General features: G+C 61.6%; 12 protein-coding genes and 1 pseudogene. 7 read left to right on the plus strand and 6 right to left on the minus strand.

The features are described from left to right. Positions 1–16: 16 nt before the first annotated feature. From NIBR502773_RS31370 to NIBR502773_RS23270, 3 genes and pseudogenes are all read left to right on the plus strand, one after another. Positions 17–97, plus strand: a pseudogene (locus NIBR502773_RS31370) (outer membrane lipoprotein carrier protein LolA); the annotation flags it as partial. Positions 98–136: 39 nt separating this feature from the next. Further along, positions 137–658, plus strand: coding sequence for a DUF6586 family protein (locus NIBR502773_RS23265; protein WP_027604239.1), 522 nt, complete (start codon positions 137–139; stop codon positions 656–658). A 118-nt stretch (positions 659–776) separates the two neighbouring features. Further along, positions 777–1,010, plus strand: a complete 234-nt coding sequence (locus NIBR502773_RS23270; protein ID WP_010212068.1) for a hypothetical protein — start codon at positions 777–779, stop codon at positions 1,008–1,010. Positions 1,011–1,092: 82 nt separating this feature from the next. On the opposite strand, the gene sulA is transcribed toward NIBR502773_RS23270, so the two are convergent. Continuing rightward, a complete protein-coding gene (gene sulA / locus NIBR502773_RS23275; protein WP_065939343.1) occupies positions 1,093–1,566 on the minus strand; it encodes an SOS-induced cell division inhibitor SulA in 474 nt (157 codons plus the stop codon). 10 nt (positions 1,567–1,576) lie between these two features. Next, complete coding sequence (lexA, locus tag NIBR502773_RS23280; RefSeq protein ID WP_003172575.1) at positions 1,577–2,185, minus strand: transcriptional repressor LexA; 609 nt, start codon at positions 2,183–2,185, stop codon at positions 1,577–1,579. Positions 2,186–2,448: 263 nt separating this feature from the next. Between lexA and NIBR502773_RS23285 the strand changes: the two genes are divergently transcribed. Continuing rightward, positions 2,449–3,156, plus strand: coding sequence for a TetR/AcrR family transcriptional regulator (locus NIBR502773_RS23285; protein ID WP_141157040.1), 708 nt, complete (start codon positions 2,449–2,451; stop codon positions 3,154–3,156). Positions 3,157–3,292: 136 nt separating this feature from the next. Then, complete coding sequence (gene nagZ, locus NIBR502773_RS23290) at positions 3,293–4,300, plus strand: beta-N-acetylhexosaminidase (RefSeq protein WP_065947399.1); 1,008 nt, start codon at positions 3,293–3,295, stop codon at positions 4,298–4,300. On the opposite strand, the gene NIBR502773_RS23295 is transcribed toward nagZ, so the two are convergent. The 3 genes from NIBR502773_RS23295 to mfd are packed head-to-tail and all read right to left on the minus strand — an operon-like array spanning position 4,297 to position 11,027. Beyond that, positions 4,297–6,990: a DEAD/DEAH box helicase gene (locus NIBR502773_RS23295; protein ID WP_115485927.1), complete on the minus strand. Its 2,694-nt coding sequence runs from the start codon at positions 6,988–6,990 to the stop codon at positions 4,297–4,299. The two genes, nagZ and NIBR502773_RS23295, sit on opposite strands and share 4 nt — an antisense overlap. 9 nt (positions 6,991–6,999) lie before the next feature. Then, positions 7,000–7,566 carry a CsiV family protein gene (locus NIBR502773_RS23300; RefSeq protein ID WP_115485928.1) on the minus strand — a complete coding sequence of 189 codons (567 nt, stop codon included), beginning with the start codon at positions 7,564–7,566 and terminating at the stop codon, positions 7,000–7,002. An 11-nt stretch (positions 7,567–7,577) separates the two neighbouring features. Beyond that, positions 7,578–11,027 carry a transcription-repair coupling factor gene (mfd, locus tag NIBR502773_RS23305; protein ID WP_141157041.1) on the minus strand — a complete coding sequence of 1,150 codons (3,450 nt, stop codon included), beginning with the start codon at positions 11,025–11,027 and terminating at the stop codon, positions 7,578–7,580. A 340-nt stretch (positions 11,028–11,367) separates the two neighbouring features. Between mfd and NIBR502773_RS23310 the strand changes: the two genes are divergently transcribed. Beyond that, a complete protein-coding gene (locus NIBR502773_RS23310; protein ID WP_027604232.1) occupies positions 11,368–12,831 on the plus strand; it encodes a glyceraldehyde-3-phosphate dehydrogenase in 1,464 nt (487 codons plus the stop codon). A gap of 186 nt (positions 12,832–13,017) precedes the next feature. Here the strand turns inward: NIBR502773_RS23310 and NIBR502773_RS23315 are convergent, their stop codons facing one another. Then, entirely contained in the window at positions 13,018–13,551 is a 534-nt protein-coding gene (locus NIBR502773_RS23315; protein ID WP_092358981.1) for a chalcone isomerase family protein, read from the minus strand. Positions 13,552–13,785: 234 nt separating this feature from the next. Here NIBR502773_RS23315 and sthA point away from each other — a divergent pair, with 234 nt between their 5' ends. Beyond that, positions 13,786–15,180, plus strand: a complete 1,395-nt coding sequence (gene sthA, locus NIBR502773_RS23320) for a Si-specific NAD(P)(+) transhydrogenase (RefSeq protein WP_003189670.1) — start codon at positions 13,786–13,788, stop codon at positions 15,178–15,180. Positions 15,181–15,202: the final 22 nt, after the last annotated feature.

A 15,202-nucleotide genomic window follows, 5' to 3' on the forward strand; every position in this document is an offset into this window, starting at 1 on the left:
CGCCTGGTCCTCGCTCGCGAAGGTTGTTAACGATTACGCGAAAAACCTGGCGCCGAACGGTGCTCTGAAGTTTTTCGCGAGCAAGCTCGCTCCTACATAGCCAGCATCACGCTTATTCGTTGTGGAGATTGCCGTTATGGCCAACGAGCTCTATACCCGTACCAATCAGAAAATTTATTTTGCGGGTTTGTCCCTGGAAGCCCTTGGCCGTGCCGAGGAGGGGAAGGAGATGAACGCGATTGCGCTGGTCCAGGCCGGGCGTGAAGCCGCGTTGTTCCACCTGTATGGTGCGTTACTGGGCTTGTGTCATGAGATCGCCGGGTTCTACCGCTTGCCCCAGGCCGGTTCGCCCCGTGCGGAAATGATCATGAATCGTGAGGTGCTGGAAAGCATGGCGATCCCTGAGCTGGCCGAGCTGGTGGAAATGGCGCAGAGCCCTGATAGCTGGGTCGCGCGTCTGCTTAAGGCCCATGCGGATATGTTTCAGCCGCCCCGGGTTCCCCATGTGCCCAAGGGCGATGTAACCCAGCCCTTGATCGTTGCGGTGGCGCTGGAAGAGGAAGAGCCCGAGCCACTGAGTCGCGAAGAGTTGGAAGGCTGGCGTCAGGCGCTGAAAAAGATGGCATTGCGCTTTCGTGAAGGTTTGAACGAGTGCTGAACGTTAGTCGGATTCACATGGCACCGTTCATCAAGCCGTAAAGAAACCTCTTCAGATCCTCAGCGAGGCCGGGCGGATGACTGATATAATCCCGGCCTTTCGTGGAGAACAGACTTTTATGCCGACGTCCTTTCTGGAAATTGTTGAGTTGCCTGACGGCCGAATCGAGCTGCGCCGGGCTGAGGACGAAGGTTCTCTGGTTATCCTGGATTTTTCCGAGGACGCCAAGGTGTTCCTGCAGGGCCAGCACGTGGAAGTGGCAAAAGCCATGTTGAGCGTTGGTGTGCAGATGGCAGGTCGTCTGGCAGAAGGCGAGCCCGAGAAAGAAGACGGCCCGCGCGTTCTTCACTGAGTGTGGCAAGTGGGTTCGCTGTTGTGGCAAGCCCGCTCACCACAACAGGCTCCTTCAAATGGATAGCCTGCGGCACACAGAATTAACCCAATCGAATATTCAAGCTCTGTGCATCGCCGGTACGCGCTGCGCTGATCAGCTGTGCCTTGGCAGTGGCATTCAGCGGGTTGAGCCAGCTCACCACGGTGTGGCTACGACCCAGGCGCAAGGCTTCACAGGTCAACTGCTGAGCACTTTGCGCACCGCGGGGTTGCAGCAACAGGATGCGCTCGCGATTGAGGCCGGCATCCCGCAGCCAGGCCTGGGTCAGGCTGGCGGGCGGGGCAATCAGCGTCAACCAGCGTGCATCCTGTTCCTCGCTCAGTTCACGAAGGATCGGCGCCAGCAGGCTCAGGCAGCTCCCAGCCGCACCGCGCAACGACAGTTCACTGAACGCCTCAGGTTCGGCGCCCCAGGGCGCCTCGACCGTTTCCTTGAGGATGGGCGCAAGGGGTTGGGCCATAAAGGCCTCGAACAGCGACAGTTGTGTGTGTTGGGGGGTGTGCACGAGCTGCATGATGCCTCCTTTAGCGGCGAATGACGCCGACGCTCAGGCCTTCGATCACCAGGTCCTGATCTTTCAGGTTCACTTCAATCGGGGCGAACTCAGGGTTCTCGGCCAGGAGCCAGACCTTGCTGCCTTCGCGCTTGAAGCGTTTGACAGTGACTTCATCGCCAATACGGGCGACGACGATCTGGCCGTTACGGGCTTCGCGGGTGGTGTGGACGGCCAGCAGGTCGCCATCGAAGATACCCACGTCCTTCATGCTCATGCCGTGCACCCGTAACAGGTAGTCGGCGCGAGGGTGGAAGAAGGTCGGGTTGATGTTGCAGGATTCCTCGACGTGCTGCTGCGCCAGGATGGGCGCACCGGCGGCGACGCGACCGATGATCGGCAGTGTCGATTCGTCGGCCTTGGCTTCGAAGCCAGGGATGCGAATACCCCGTGAAGCACCGGGAGTCATCTCGATCGCGCCTTTGCGAGCGAGGGCCTTGAGGTGTTCTTCGGCGGCGTTGGGGGACTTGAACCCCAGTTCCAGCGCAATTTCGGCTCGTGTCGGCGGGTAGCCGTTGTCATCGAGGCAGCGCTTGATAAAAGCCAGAATCTCAGCTTGGCGTGGCGTCAGTTTTAGCATGTTGATCGCTCTGTCTTTTTATACAGTGACTGGGATTATATACAGTGAACTGCGCTTGGCAATCATCCTTTTCTGCGGCTCCGCTGGACGGTCATTCGTCAAGTGTCCTACAAGGCAGAGATAGCGCTGCCTACAGACCTGGGAGTATGTGATTAAATAGCGATGAAATAGATGACTGCCCGGCCGGAAAGCGAACTTGCAGGCTTGACAAGACACACCCTGAAACGTATGTTTCAAACAAGTGTTTGTCAGGCGGAGTATCCATGGCCCAGTCGGAAACCGTTGAACGCATTCTCGATGCTGCCGAGCAATTGTTCGCGGAAAAAGGATTTGCTGAAACTTCATTGCGGCTGATCACCAGCAAAGCCGGGGTCAATCTCGCTGCAGTGAACTACCATTTCGGCTCGAAAAAGGCCCTGATCCAGGCGGTATTCTCGCGCTTCCTGGGGCCGTTCTGTGCCAGCCTGGACCGTGAACTCGAGCGCCGCCAGGCCAAGGCCGACCACAAGCCGACCCTGGAAGACCTGCTGGAAATGCTCGTGGAACAGGCGCTGGTGGTTCAGCCACGCAGCGGTAATGACCTGTCGATCTTCATGCGCCTGTTGGGCCTGGCATTCAGCCAGAGCCAGGGCCACTTGCGCCGTTACCTGGAAGACATGTACGGCAAGGTATTCCGCCGCTATATGTTGCTGGTCAACGAAGCCTCCCCGCGTATTCCGCCGATCGAACTGTTCTGGCGCGTGCACTTCATGCTCGGTGCGGCCGCATTCAGCATGTCCGGGATCAAGGCGTTGCGTGCGATTGCCGAGACCGATTTCGGCGTAAACACTTCCATTGAGCAGGTCATGCGCCTGATGGTGCCATTCCTTGCCGCCGGCATGCGCGCTGAAACCGGCGTGACCGACCCGGCCATGGCTGCCGCCCAATTGCGCCCGCGCAGCAAATCCACGCCAGCTGCCGCCAAGGTTTGACCGCTCCGGGTGTGCGCGGCCGCTTGCATCCGCTAAGCTAGCTGCCCATGCCGAATTCAGCTATTTACTCGCAACCTGTTGTCCTCACTGCGCCTGGTGGGGTCAACGGGTTGTGTGCGTTATTTAAGGAAGGTTTATGACTGCTGCCCTGCAAGGTTCTTTGATGGTCGACGTGGCCGGTACTTGGCTGACGGCCGAGGACCGCCACCTGTTGCGCCAGCCTGAAGTCGGTGGCCTGATCATTTTTGCGCGCAATATCGAGCACCCACGGCAGGTGCGGGAGTTGAGCGCGGCGATTCGTGCGGTGCGCCCGGACCTGCTGCTGGCGGTCGACCAGGAAGGCGGTCGTGTCCAGCGCCTGCGCCAAGGCTTTGTGCGCCTGCCGGCCATGCGCGCGTTGGCGGACAACCCCAACGCCGAGTACCTGGCCGAGCAGTGCGGCTGGATCATGGCCACCGAAGTACTGGCGGTCGGTCTCGACCTGAGCTTCGCCCCGGTACTGGACCTGGACTACCAGCGCAGCGCCGTGGTCGGCACCCGTTCCTTCGAGGGTGATCCCGAGCGCGCCGCCGTGCTCGCCGGTGCCTTTATCCGAGGCATGAACAGCGCCGGCATGGCCGCCACCGGTAAACACTTCCCGGGCCATGGCTGGGCCGAGGCCGATTCCCACGTCGCGATTCCCAACGACGAACGCAGCCTGGAACAGATTCGCGCTAATGACCTGGTGCCTTTCGCACGCCTGAGCAAGCAGTTGGCGGCAGTGATGCCGGCGCATGTTATCTACCCGCAGGTGGATGCGCAGCCTGCCGGCTTCTCACGTCGCTGGTTGCAGGACATCCTGCGCGGCGAGTTGCAGTTCGATGGGGTGATTTTCAGCGATGACCTGTCGATGGCCGGTGCCCATGTGGTCGGCGACGCGGCCAGTCGGATCGAGGCGGCGCTGACCGCCGGTTGCGACATGGGGCTGGTGTGCAACGATCGTGCGGCGGCTGAGTTGGCGCTGAGTGCGGCGCAGCGCATGAAGGTCACGCCGTCGGCGCGCATCGCGCGTATGCGTGGGCAGGCGATTGCTTCGACTGACTACAAGCAGGATCCGCGCTGGCTCACCGCACTGGGCGCTTTGCGGGATGCACAGCTGATCTAGCGCTTTTCCTGCTTATTGGGCAACGGCGCAAACAACGCCTCGATATCGTCGTTGCCCAACTGCCAATCCCCCGTCGTACGCCCATCCAGCACGCCCGCTGCCAGGTCGGATTTTTCCTTCTGCAGGTGCTGGATTTTCTCCTCCACCGTGCCCCGCGCAATCATCTTATAGACGAACACCGGCTTCTCCTGGCCGATGCGGTATGCACGGTCGGTGGCCTGGTTCTCGGTGGCCGGGTTCCACCAAGGGTCGTAGTGAATCACGGTGTCGGCTTCGGTCAGGTTCAGGCCCACGCCACCGGCCTTCAGGCTGATCAGGAAAATCTGCAACTTGCCGCTCTGGAAATCCTTCACCGGTGTGCGCCGGTCGCGGGTCTGGCCCGTCAACAGGGCGTAAGCGACACCGCGCTTTTTCAGCTCCACTTCGATCAGGCTCAACATCGAGGTGAACTGGGAAAACAACAGGATCCGGCGGCCTTCCTCAAACAGCTCTTCGAGCATTTCCATCAGGCTGTCGAGCTTGCCCGAGCTGCTGCCGCGGGTGGGCAGGGTCGCATCGTTGACCAGGCGCAGATCGCAGCACACCTGGCGTAGCTTCAGCAGTGCTTCAAGGATGATGATCTGGCTGCGTGCCACGCCTTTGCGGGTGATTTCGTCGCGGACCTTTTTGTCCATGGCCAGGCGCATGGTCTCGTACACATCGCGCTGGGCCTCATTGAGGTCGACCCAATGAATGATCTCGGTCTTGGGCGGCAGCTCCGTGGCCACCTGTTCCTTGGTGCGGCGCAGCAGGAAGGGTTTGATCCGACCGTTGAGGTGCTGCAGTCGTACCTCGCTGGCGCGCTTTTCGATGGGGACGCGGTAGTCGCGGTTGAAGCTTTTGACGTCGCCCAGCCAGCCCGGCAGCAGGAAGTGGAACAGCGACCACAACTCGCCCAGGTGGTTTTCCAGCGGTGTACCGCTCAGGCACAGGCGCTGCCGGGCATTCAGCTCGCGCGCGGCCTGGGCAGCCTTGCTGGAAGGGTTCTTGATGTACTGGGCTTCATCGAGGATCAGCACATGCAAGGGCAGGGCGGCCAGGTGTTCGATGTCCTTGGGCAGCAGCGCGTAGGTGGTTAACAGCAGGTCGTAGTCCTGCAGGCTGGCGAAGTGTTTTTTGCGCGTGGCACCGTACAGCGCCAGCACCTTGAGTTGCGGGGTGAAGTGCGCCGCTTCGTCCAGCCAGTTGGGGATCAGGCTGGTGGGCATCACCACCATGCACGGCCGGTCCAGACGCCCGGCGATCTTTTCACTGAGGATATGCGCGAGGGTCTGCAGGGTTTTGCCCAGGCCCATGTCATCCGCAAGAATGCCGCCCACCTCCAGTTGGCGCAGCGACTGCATCCAGCTCAACCCTTCCAGTTGATAAGGTCGCAAGGTCGCGTTCAGGCCTTCGGGCGCCACACAGGTGAAGTCCTTGATGTCCCGCAGGCGCTGGGCAAAGTTGCGGATCTTCTCGCCGCCCTCCCATTGCAGGGGCAGGTCTTCCAGCGGATTGAGGCGAATCGCATCGGCCTTGGCCAGGCGCAGCGCGGTGGTGCCGGGCTCCTGCAGGTAAAACTCGCCGAGGGTGGCCAGTACCGGTTTCAGGCGGCCGTAGGGCAGGGCCACTTGCAGCGGGCCATGACCGCCATTGGGCAGGCCGGGGATATTCACCAGGATCAGCTCGTCATCCCGGCGCCGCGCAAGTTTTTCCGGGTTGAGGATCTCGGTGTGGGAGCGCATCAGGTTGAGCAGGATCGGCAGCAGGCTCAGGCGCTCACCGTTGACGATAATCCCCAGTTCCAGGTCGAACCAGTCGCGCTCGGGGCCTTCATCGACGGTGGCGTACCAGTCGTCGACCGCGCTCAGGTCAAACCCGAAGTCATCATCGATCTGCAGCTCCCAACCCTCGGCCCGCAGGGTCGGCGAGGCATTGAGGGTGAAGTTCAGCCAGGCGCTGTCATTGACCATCTCGAACAGCTCGCCGGCGCTTTCCGGCAAGGCCTTGCTCTGGCGCGTGGCGATCTTGAAACCGAGCAGGCGCAGTTGTTCGCGATAGGGCTGCTCCAGCTCGGGATGGCGCTTGATGCGCAGGCTCTGGGTTTCCTGGCGCACGATGATGTCGGCGTTCTTCTGCCCGCTGACATAGTTGCCCAGGTAGTTGAACGACAGCGCCGCACGGTGCTGGATATAGCGTTGCATCTTGCCGTTGCGCGGTTCAAACGCGCTGAACTCGACGCTGGCCAGCCACAGGCGCGGCACGGGCACCACATCCTCCATCACCACCTGCGGCAACACCACGCGGTTATCCAGCACGGCCTGGAGTTTTTCCAGCAACTCGGCATCCTGGGCGGCCGCCGGGTAGGCCAGGGTTTCCTGGACCTTGAGCAGCACCGCGGCGATGTGTTTGCAGTTGGTGTGCACCGGGCAGGTACAGCGGCTGTCCACCAGGATCAGCGCGCCCTTGGCCGATTCGCGCAATGAGATGGTCTGCCGGTAAACGTTGCCCCCCGAGCCTTCGCAACTGGCGACGATGGTGCTGTCGCCGGATTCGACGATGCGCACGCGGTTCTCCAGGGCGTAGCGTCGCCCGCGCTCCAGGCTTTGCTCTTTGAAGCGATTGGCCCACGAAGGGGCCAGGGGTTTGGTCAACGGCGACGTCAGGGGCATGGCGCTGGATCAGTCCTGAATGTCGGGCGGGGGTGCGCTGGGTGGCTTGGCGGTCAGCGACGTGATCTTGATCAGCAGTGCCAGGTGGCCGCCGTCCAGGTAGTTGAGCTGGTTGTTCTTGGTGCGCACGTCTTTCTGGCTCAGGTGTTCGCTGGCCACCACACTGCCGTTGCTGTCGAACGTGTTGAGCCAGAAGTCCGCATCGATATCCGTGAAGCGCCCCAGTTGCAGGCTCAACACCCCTTCGATGGGGAACTGGCCGAACTGCTCCTGGCCGTCGGTGATCGCGATCCTGACCGGCTGCTCGCCGAGGTTCTGTTCCCAGGCCTTGTGCGCCAGCACGGTGAAGCTGTTATCGGCGTTGAGTTTGTCGACGATATTGTTCAGGCGCGGCGGGCTCAGCCTGTCGCCCAACCGCTGGGCGCCCTCATCCCAGTTTTCCGGCGCCGCGCGGCTGTTGAGCGCCGGCTCCGCGTTCTGGCGTACCAGGATCATTTCCACCTGGTACGGACTGTCGGCAAATGCCGAAGGCGCGAGTACCACCAACAACAGGCTCAGAATGCGGAACAGGCGCATTGGGGCGTCCTTCAAGCAGATTTCGGGATGAGGCGCTCGAACAACGCCTCCAATGTATTAAAGCGTTCTTCGGCACGTTCCATCGGCACCATGAACTTGAACAGCGTAGCCCCTTCGAACTTGTAGCGATTGGGCTGGCCCTGGATCAGCTTGATCAGCACCAGTGGGTCCACCGGTGTCTGCGCTTCGAACTCGATACGCCCGCCTTGCGGCCCGGCGTCGACTTTCTTGATCCCAAGCTGCTCGGCCTGCAATTTGAGCAGGGTCAGGCGCACCAGGTTCTTGGTCGGCTCGGGCAGCAGGCCGAAGCGGTCGATCATCTCCACCTGCAGGTCCTTGAGGCCCTCTTCGTCGGTGGCCGAGGCGATGCGCTTGTACAGGATCAACCGTGCATGCACATCCGGCAGGTAGTCTTCGGGGATCAACGCCGGCAAGCGCAGGTTGATTTCCGGACCGCCGCCCAGGGGCTGGTCGAGGTTCGGCTGCTCGCCCTTGCGGATGGCTTTCACCGCGCGTTCGAGCATCTCCATATACAGGGTGAAGCCGACGGCCTGGATCTGCCCGCTCTGGCCATCGCCCAGCAGTTCGCCGGCACCGCGGATTTCCAGGTCGTTGGTGGCCAGCACAAAACCGGCGCCCAGGTCCTGGGTGTTGGCGATCGCTTCCAGGCGCTTTTCGGCGTCCCCGGTGATCTGCTGGCGGGGCGGCGTCAGCAGGTAGGCATACGCCTGGTGGTGACTGCGCCCAACCCGGCCGCGCAGCTGATGCAGCTGGGCCAGGCCGAACTTGTCCGCCCGCTCGATGATGATGGTGTTGGCGCTAGGCACGTCGATGCCGGTCTCGATGATGGTCGAGGCGATCAGCACGTTGAAGCGCTTGTGGTAGAAGTCGCTCATCACCTGTTCGAGATCGCGTTCGCGCATCTGCCCGTGGCCGATGGCGATGCGTGCTTCCGGCACCAGTTCGGCGAGGTCGGCGGCGCATTTCTCGATGGTTTTTACGTCGTTGTGCAGGTAGTACACCTGGCCGCCGCGCAGCAATTCCCGCAGCAGCGCTTCCTTGACTGTGCTTTTGTTCTGCTCCATCACGAACGTGCGCACCGACAGGCGCCGCGCCGGCGGCGTGGCGATGATCGACAGGTCGCGCATGCCCGACACCGCCATGTTCAGCGTGCGCGGAATCGGCGTGGCGGTGAGGGTAAGAATGTCGACTTCGCTGCGCAGGGCCTTGAGCTGTTCTTTCTGACGCACACCGAAGCGGTGTTCTTCGTCGATGATCACCAGGCCCAGGTTCTTGATCTTTACATCGTCCGACAGCAGCTTGTGCGTGCCGATCACGATGTCGATCTTGCCTTCGGCGAGGTCGGCGACGGCGGCATTCACCTCCTTGGCGGACTTGAAGCGGCTCATCACTTCCACGGTCACCGGCCAGTCGGCAAAGCGGTCGCGGAAGCTGTTGTAGTGTTGCTGGGCGAGCAGGGTAGTCGGCACCAGGATCGCCACTTGCTTGCCGCCGTGTACCGCAATAAAGGCTGCGCGCATGGCCACTTCGGTCTTGCCGAAGCCCACGTCGCCGCACACCAGGCGGTCCATCGGCTTGGGCGCGAGCATGTCGGCGCGCACCGCTTCGATGGTGGTCTGCTGGTCCGGGGTTTCTTCGAAGGCGAAGCCGGCACTGAAGGTGGCGTAGTCGGCCTTCGGGTCGGCGAAGGCATACCCTTCGCGCGCCGCACGACGGGCATAGATGTCGAGCAGTTCGGCGGCGACATCGCGCACCTGTTCGGCGGCCTTGCGCTTGGCTTTCTGCCAGGTCTCGGAACCCAGGCGGTGCAACGGCGCCAGGGCGTCGTCGCTGCCGGTGTAGCGGGCGATCAGGTGCAGGTTGGCCACCGGCACGTAGAGCTTGGCGCCCTCGGCGTATTCCATGGTGAGGAATTCGGCGGCCTGGTTGTCGATCTCCAGGGTCTGCAGGCCCAGGTAGCGGCCGACACCGTGGTCGATATGCACCACCGGCGCGCCTTCGCGCAGTTCCGTGAGGTTTTTGATCACCGCGTCGTTGTTGGCGTCGGCGCGTTTTTCACGGCGGCGACGCTGCATCACGCGCTGGCCGAACAGCGGGCTCTCGGCGATCAGCGCGAGCGCCGGGTCATCCAGCAGCAGGCCTTCGTCCAGTGGCGCGATGGTGATCGCCAGGCGCTCTTTGCCAGCGACAAAATCCGGCCAGCTGTCGACGGTTTTCGGCCGCAGCTTCAGGCGTTCCAGCAGTTCCAGCAGCACTTCACGGCGCCCGGCGGACTCTGCGGTGAACAGCACGCGGCCGGGGAAGTCGCCGAGGAAGTTCGAGAGAGCTTCCAGGGGTTGCGTGGCTTTGGACTGGATCGCCAGGTCCGGCAACGTTGCCGCTGGGAAGCGCTCGCGGCCGCTGCCGGCGTCCACATCCTGCTGGCTGGCGACCACGCGCGGCCAGTTCTTCAGGCGGGCGAAGCAGTCTTCCACCGGCAGGAACAATTCGGCAGGCGGCAATAAAGGCCGGGAAGGATCGACGCGGCGCTCTTCATAGCGGTTGCGCACGTCGTTCCAGAAGTTTTCCGCCGCCTGTTCGATGCCCGGCAACGAGAACACTTGGGTGTCCTGGGGCAGGTAGTCGAACAGGGTCGAGGTTTCGTCGAAGAACAGCGGCAGGTAGTACTCGATGCCGGCCGGGGTAATCCCGCTGCTCAAGTCCTGGAAGATCGGGCAGCGGCGGAAGTCCACGTCAAAGCGTTCACGGAAGCGCGCCTTGAAGCGCGTGACCGCGTCCTTTTGCAGCGGGAACTCCCGTGCCGGCAGCAGCTTGATCGACTCGACCTTGTCGATGGAGCGCTGGTTTTCCGGGTCGAAGGTGCGCAGGGTCTCGATTTCGTCATCGAACAGGTCGATGCGGTACGGCAACTTGCTGCCCATGGGGAACAGGTCGATCAGCGCACCACGCACGGCGAATTCACCGTGCTCATACACCGTGTCGACACAGCGGTAGCCGCTGGCTTCGAGGCGCGTGCGCATCTGTTCCACGTCGAGTTTCTGGCCGATATCCAGCACCAGGCTGCTGCCCAGCAGGAACTTGGTCGGCGCCAGGCGGTGCAGGGCGGTGGTGATCGGCACCACCAACACACCGTGGGCCAGTTCCGGCAGGCGGTAGAGGCTGGCGATGCGCTGGGAGATGATGTCCTGGTGCGGCGAGAACAGGTCGTAGGGCAGGGTTTCCCAGTCGGGAAAATGCAGCACCGGCAAATCGGGGGCGAAGAAGCTCAGCTCCTGCTCCAACCGTTCGGCGCTTTGGCTGTCGGCGGTAAGCAGCAGGGTAAAGCGCTTGGCTGCGCTGGCAGCCTCGGCAATGGCCAGGCTCAGGGCGGCACCGGGCAGGTTGCCCCAGTGCTGTTTACCTGCCGCGGCAGGGAGAAGCGGTAGACGCAGAACGGGCACGGAAGGTTGAGCTCCAAGCGTTGCGACAAAGTCGGTAATTGTAACGGCCCGAGGTGCCGCCTGTCAGTTGCTGACTGAGCCTATTACGGTTTGTAGGAAATGTAGTGGCTAAGACAAACAAAGCAGCCTTTTGACTCATTATGTAGTGCCGTTTTGCACGGATGTTTCGGAGAGTTACGGACAAGTTGGCGGCGCTGCGCCATTGGTGGCCTTCTGAAACCCGCGTGTTTCCTGGCCTGTAGCGGGGTGGTATTTTTTTGCAAGGGCTTTTTGTTGTGGTTGGCGCATTGCTCAACGGGCGGTCGGACGACATAATGTAGCCCCTTTTTTCAGCCCCTACATGTGGAAGGTTCCCGTGACTCAGAAGCCCGACCAGTGTCTTGGTGAATGGATCGACCGTGAAGCACTCGCAGAAGCGATGATCCCGCTTATCGGTCAGCTGTACCGCAATAACAATGTGGTGAGCTCGATCTATGGCCGCAGCCTGATCAACCAATCAGTCATCGCGATTCTCAAGGCGCATCGCTTTGCTCGCCATCGTTCCGCCGACGACAGCGAACTCTCCGTCCACGAAACATTCCCCCTGCTCAAGGCCATGAGCGAGCTCAAGCTCGGCGCGGCTTCGGTAGACCTGGGCAAGCTGGCCTACAAATTCCGCAAGGAAGGTGCCGGCCGCAGCGCCGAGCAGTTCGTGCGTGAAGAAATGGCCGATGTGGTGGGCCAGCAAAACGCCGCTGCCCGCAAAGGTACCGACGTTGTCCTCTACGGCTTCGGTCGTATCGGCCGTCTGCTGGCGCGCATCCTGATCGAAAAAACCGGTGGCGGCGACGGCCTGCGCCTGCGTGCCATCGTGGTGCGCAAAGGCGCCGAGAACGACCTGACCAAGCGCGCCAGCCTGCTGCGTCGCGATTCGGTACACGGTTCGTTCAACGGCACCATCACCATCGACGAAGAAAACAACACCATCACCGCCAACGGCAACCTGATCCAGGTGATCTACGCGAAGAACCCGACCGAGGTGGACTACACCCAGTACGGCATCAAGGACGCCCTGCTGGTGGACAACACCGGCGTATGGCGTGATGCCGAAGGCCTGGGCCAGCACCTGGCCTGCCCGGGCATCGACCGCGTCGTGCTGACCGCGCCTGGCAAAGGCAAGCTCAAGAACATCGTGCACGGCATCAACCACGGTGAAATCACCGCTGACGACAAGATCGTGTCCGCTGCCTCCTGCACCACCAACGCCATCGTGCCGGTGCTCAAGGCTGTGAATGACAAGTTCGGCATCGTCAACGGCCACGTTGAAACCGTTCACTCGTACACCAACGACCAGAACCTGATCGACAACTTCCACAAGGGCGATCGCCGTGGCCGCAGCGCCGCGCTGAACATGGTCATCACCGAGACCGGTGCCGCCACCGCCGCTGCCAAGGCCCTGCCTGAGCTGGCCGGTAAGCTGACCGGTAACGCGATCCGTGTGCCGACGCCGAACGTGTCGATGGCCATTCTCAACCTGAACCTTGAGAAAGCCGCTACCCGTGAAGAGATGAACGAGTACCTGCGCTACATGGCGCTGCACTCCGACCTGCACAAGCAAATCGACTTCGTCAATTCCCAGGAAGTGGTGTCCACCGACTTCGTTGGCTCGCGCCACGCCGGTGTGGTGGACGCGGAAGCGACCATTACCCAGGACAACCGCGTTGTACTGTACGTCTGGTACGACAACGAGTTCGGCTACAGCTGCCAGGTGGTTCGCGTGATGGAAGACATGGCCGGGGTCAACCCGCCTGCGTTCCCGCGCTGAGCCTTAGCACTGAATGAAAAAGCCCCGACTGGTTCGGGGCTTTTTTATGGCAAGCGGGTTATGTGTTACCGGGCAGGGCCTCATCGGGAGCAAGCTTTCGACGTGTGAATACATTTCAAATGTGGGAGGGGGCTCGCCCCCGATAGCGGTAGTTCAGCGTATGCATGCCTAACGGGCAGGCCATTTTCATTTCAGCAGTTTGCCGCGCAAGTCATCGGACAAACCCTTGGGCGCCAGCCAAATGCCCAGGTAGGCCCTTGCCAGCGCGTCATTGGCGCTGCTGAACACCACCTGCCCATTGATCTCCAGATTCAGGCCACGGCCGGGGCGAAAGTCCAGGGCGTAGCGATCACCGCTGCGGATGTTACGAAAGCTGGCGTGCAACTGGTCGACTTCAAGCCTCAGGCGAGGGCTGGCTTGCTGGCGCTCCAAGGTGGCCGTCGCCGCCTTGATCACATCGTTGCGGTCGATGTCGCGAAAGTAATACAGCACAAGGCGCAGCGGCTGTTGCGAGTCCCATGCCTGCCTGGCGCTCACAGTCTGCGGGGTATACAGCGCAGCCGCGTACACATCCGCCCAGAGGTAGGTGAACACCGTCTGGTTTTTCAGCGCCAGTCCGGGGGCTTGCGCAGGAAAATCGGCTTGCCGGAGGCGGTCTGCTTCATTCGCATACACCACAACCGAAAAAATCATCATTAAACAGAAAACGACATGCCGCATAATGGCCCGTCCTGCAAAGGTGCGTGTCAGCAGTGTAATGCCGGTTTCCTGTTCCTGTAGTAAAGGCAAAACTGGCCTACGACGCGACCAAGGGTTAATGTGCGCGGCGTTGAGCCTTATATAGACTGTGCCCCGGTTCACACACTTGAGCCAAATTGTCCTTCATGACCGCTGGCCGCGGCATGATTTAGCCAGGCGTCCAACCGTGCGCCTGGCCTGTTCTGAGGAGTACGCATGGCTGTCTACAACTACGACGTGGTGGTACTGGGTTCCGGCCCGGCTGGAGAAGGTGCGGCGATGAACGCCGCGAAGGCAGGGCGCAAGGTGGCGATGGTCGATAGCCGTCGCCAGGTCGGCGGTAACTGCACCCACCTGGGCACCATCCCGTCCAAGGCTTTGCGTCACTCGGTGCGCCAGATCATGCAGTTCAACACCAACCCGATGTTTCGGGCCATTGGTGAGCCGCGCTGGTTCTCGTTCCCGGACGTGCTGAAAAGCGCCGAGAAGGTCATCTCCAAGCAAGTCGCTTCGCGCACCGGCTACTACGCCCGTAACCGTGTCGACCTGTTCTTCGGCACCGGCAGCTTCGCCGACGAGCAAACCGTCGAAGTGGTGTGCGCCAACGGCGTGGTCGAGAAGCTGGTGGCCAAGCACATCATCATCGCCACCGGTTCGCGCCCGTATCGCCCGGCGGATATCGATTTCCACCACCCGCGTATCTACGATAGCGACACCATCCTCAGCCTGGGCCACACCCCGCGCAAGCTGATCATCTACGGCGCCGGCGTGATCGGCTGTGAATACGCCTCGATCTTCAGCGGCCTGGGCGTGCTGGTGGAGCTGGTGGACAACCGCGACCAGTTGCTGAGCTTCCTCGACTCGGAAATTTCCCAGGCGTTGAGCTACCACTTCAGCAACAACAACATCACCGTGCGTCACAACGAAGAATACGAGCGGGTCGAAGGCCTGGACAACGGCGTGATCCTGCACCTCAAGTCCGGCAAGAAGATCAAGGCCGATGCCTTGCTGTGGTGCAACGGCCGTACCGGCAACACCGACAAGCTCGGCATGGAAAACATCGGGGTCAAGGTCAACAGCCGTGGCCAGATCGAAGTCGACGAGAACTATCGCACCTGCGTGCCGAACATCTACGGTGCCGGTGACGTGATCGGCTGGCCAAGCCTGGCCAGTGCGGCGCATGACCAGGGCCGTTCGGCGGCCGGCAGCATTGTCGACAACGGCAGCTGGCGTTACGTGAACGACGTGCCGACTGGGATCTACACGATTCCCGAGATCAGCTCGATCGGCAAGAACGAGCACGAACTGACCAAGGCCAAGGTGCCTTACGAAGTGGGCAAGGCGTTCTTCAAGAGCATGGCGCGTGCGCAGATCGCCGGTGAGCCGCAAGGCATGCTCAAGATCCTGTTCCACCGCGAAACCCTGGAAGTCCTCGGCGTGCATTGCTTCGGCTACCAGGCTTCGGAGATCGTGCACATCGGCCAGGCGATCATGAACCAGCCGGGTGAGCAAAATACCCTCAAGTATTTCGTCAACACCACGTTCAACTACCCGACCATGGCCGAAGCCTATCGGGTAGCGGCCTACGACGGCCTCAACCGGCTTTTTTGAGCGGCTCCGGCCGGTGGCCTGA

It is taken from the genome of Pseudomonas sp. NIBRBAC000502773, from assembly GCF_006517195.1.
GTDB classification, from domain to species: Bacteria; Pseudomonadota; Gammaproteobacteria; order Pseudomonadales; family Pseudomonadaceae; genus Aquipseudomonas; species Aquipseudomonas marginalis.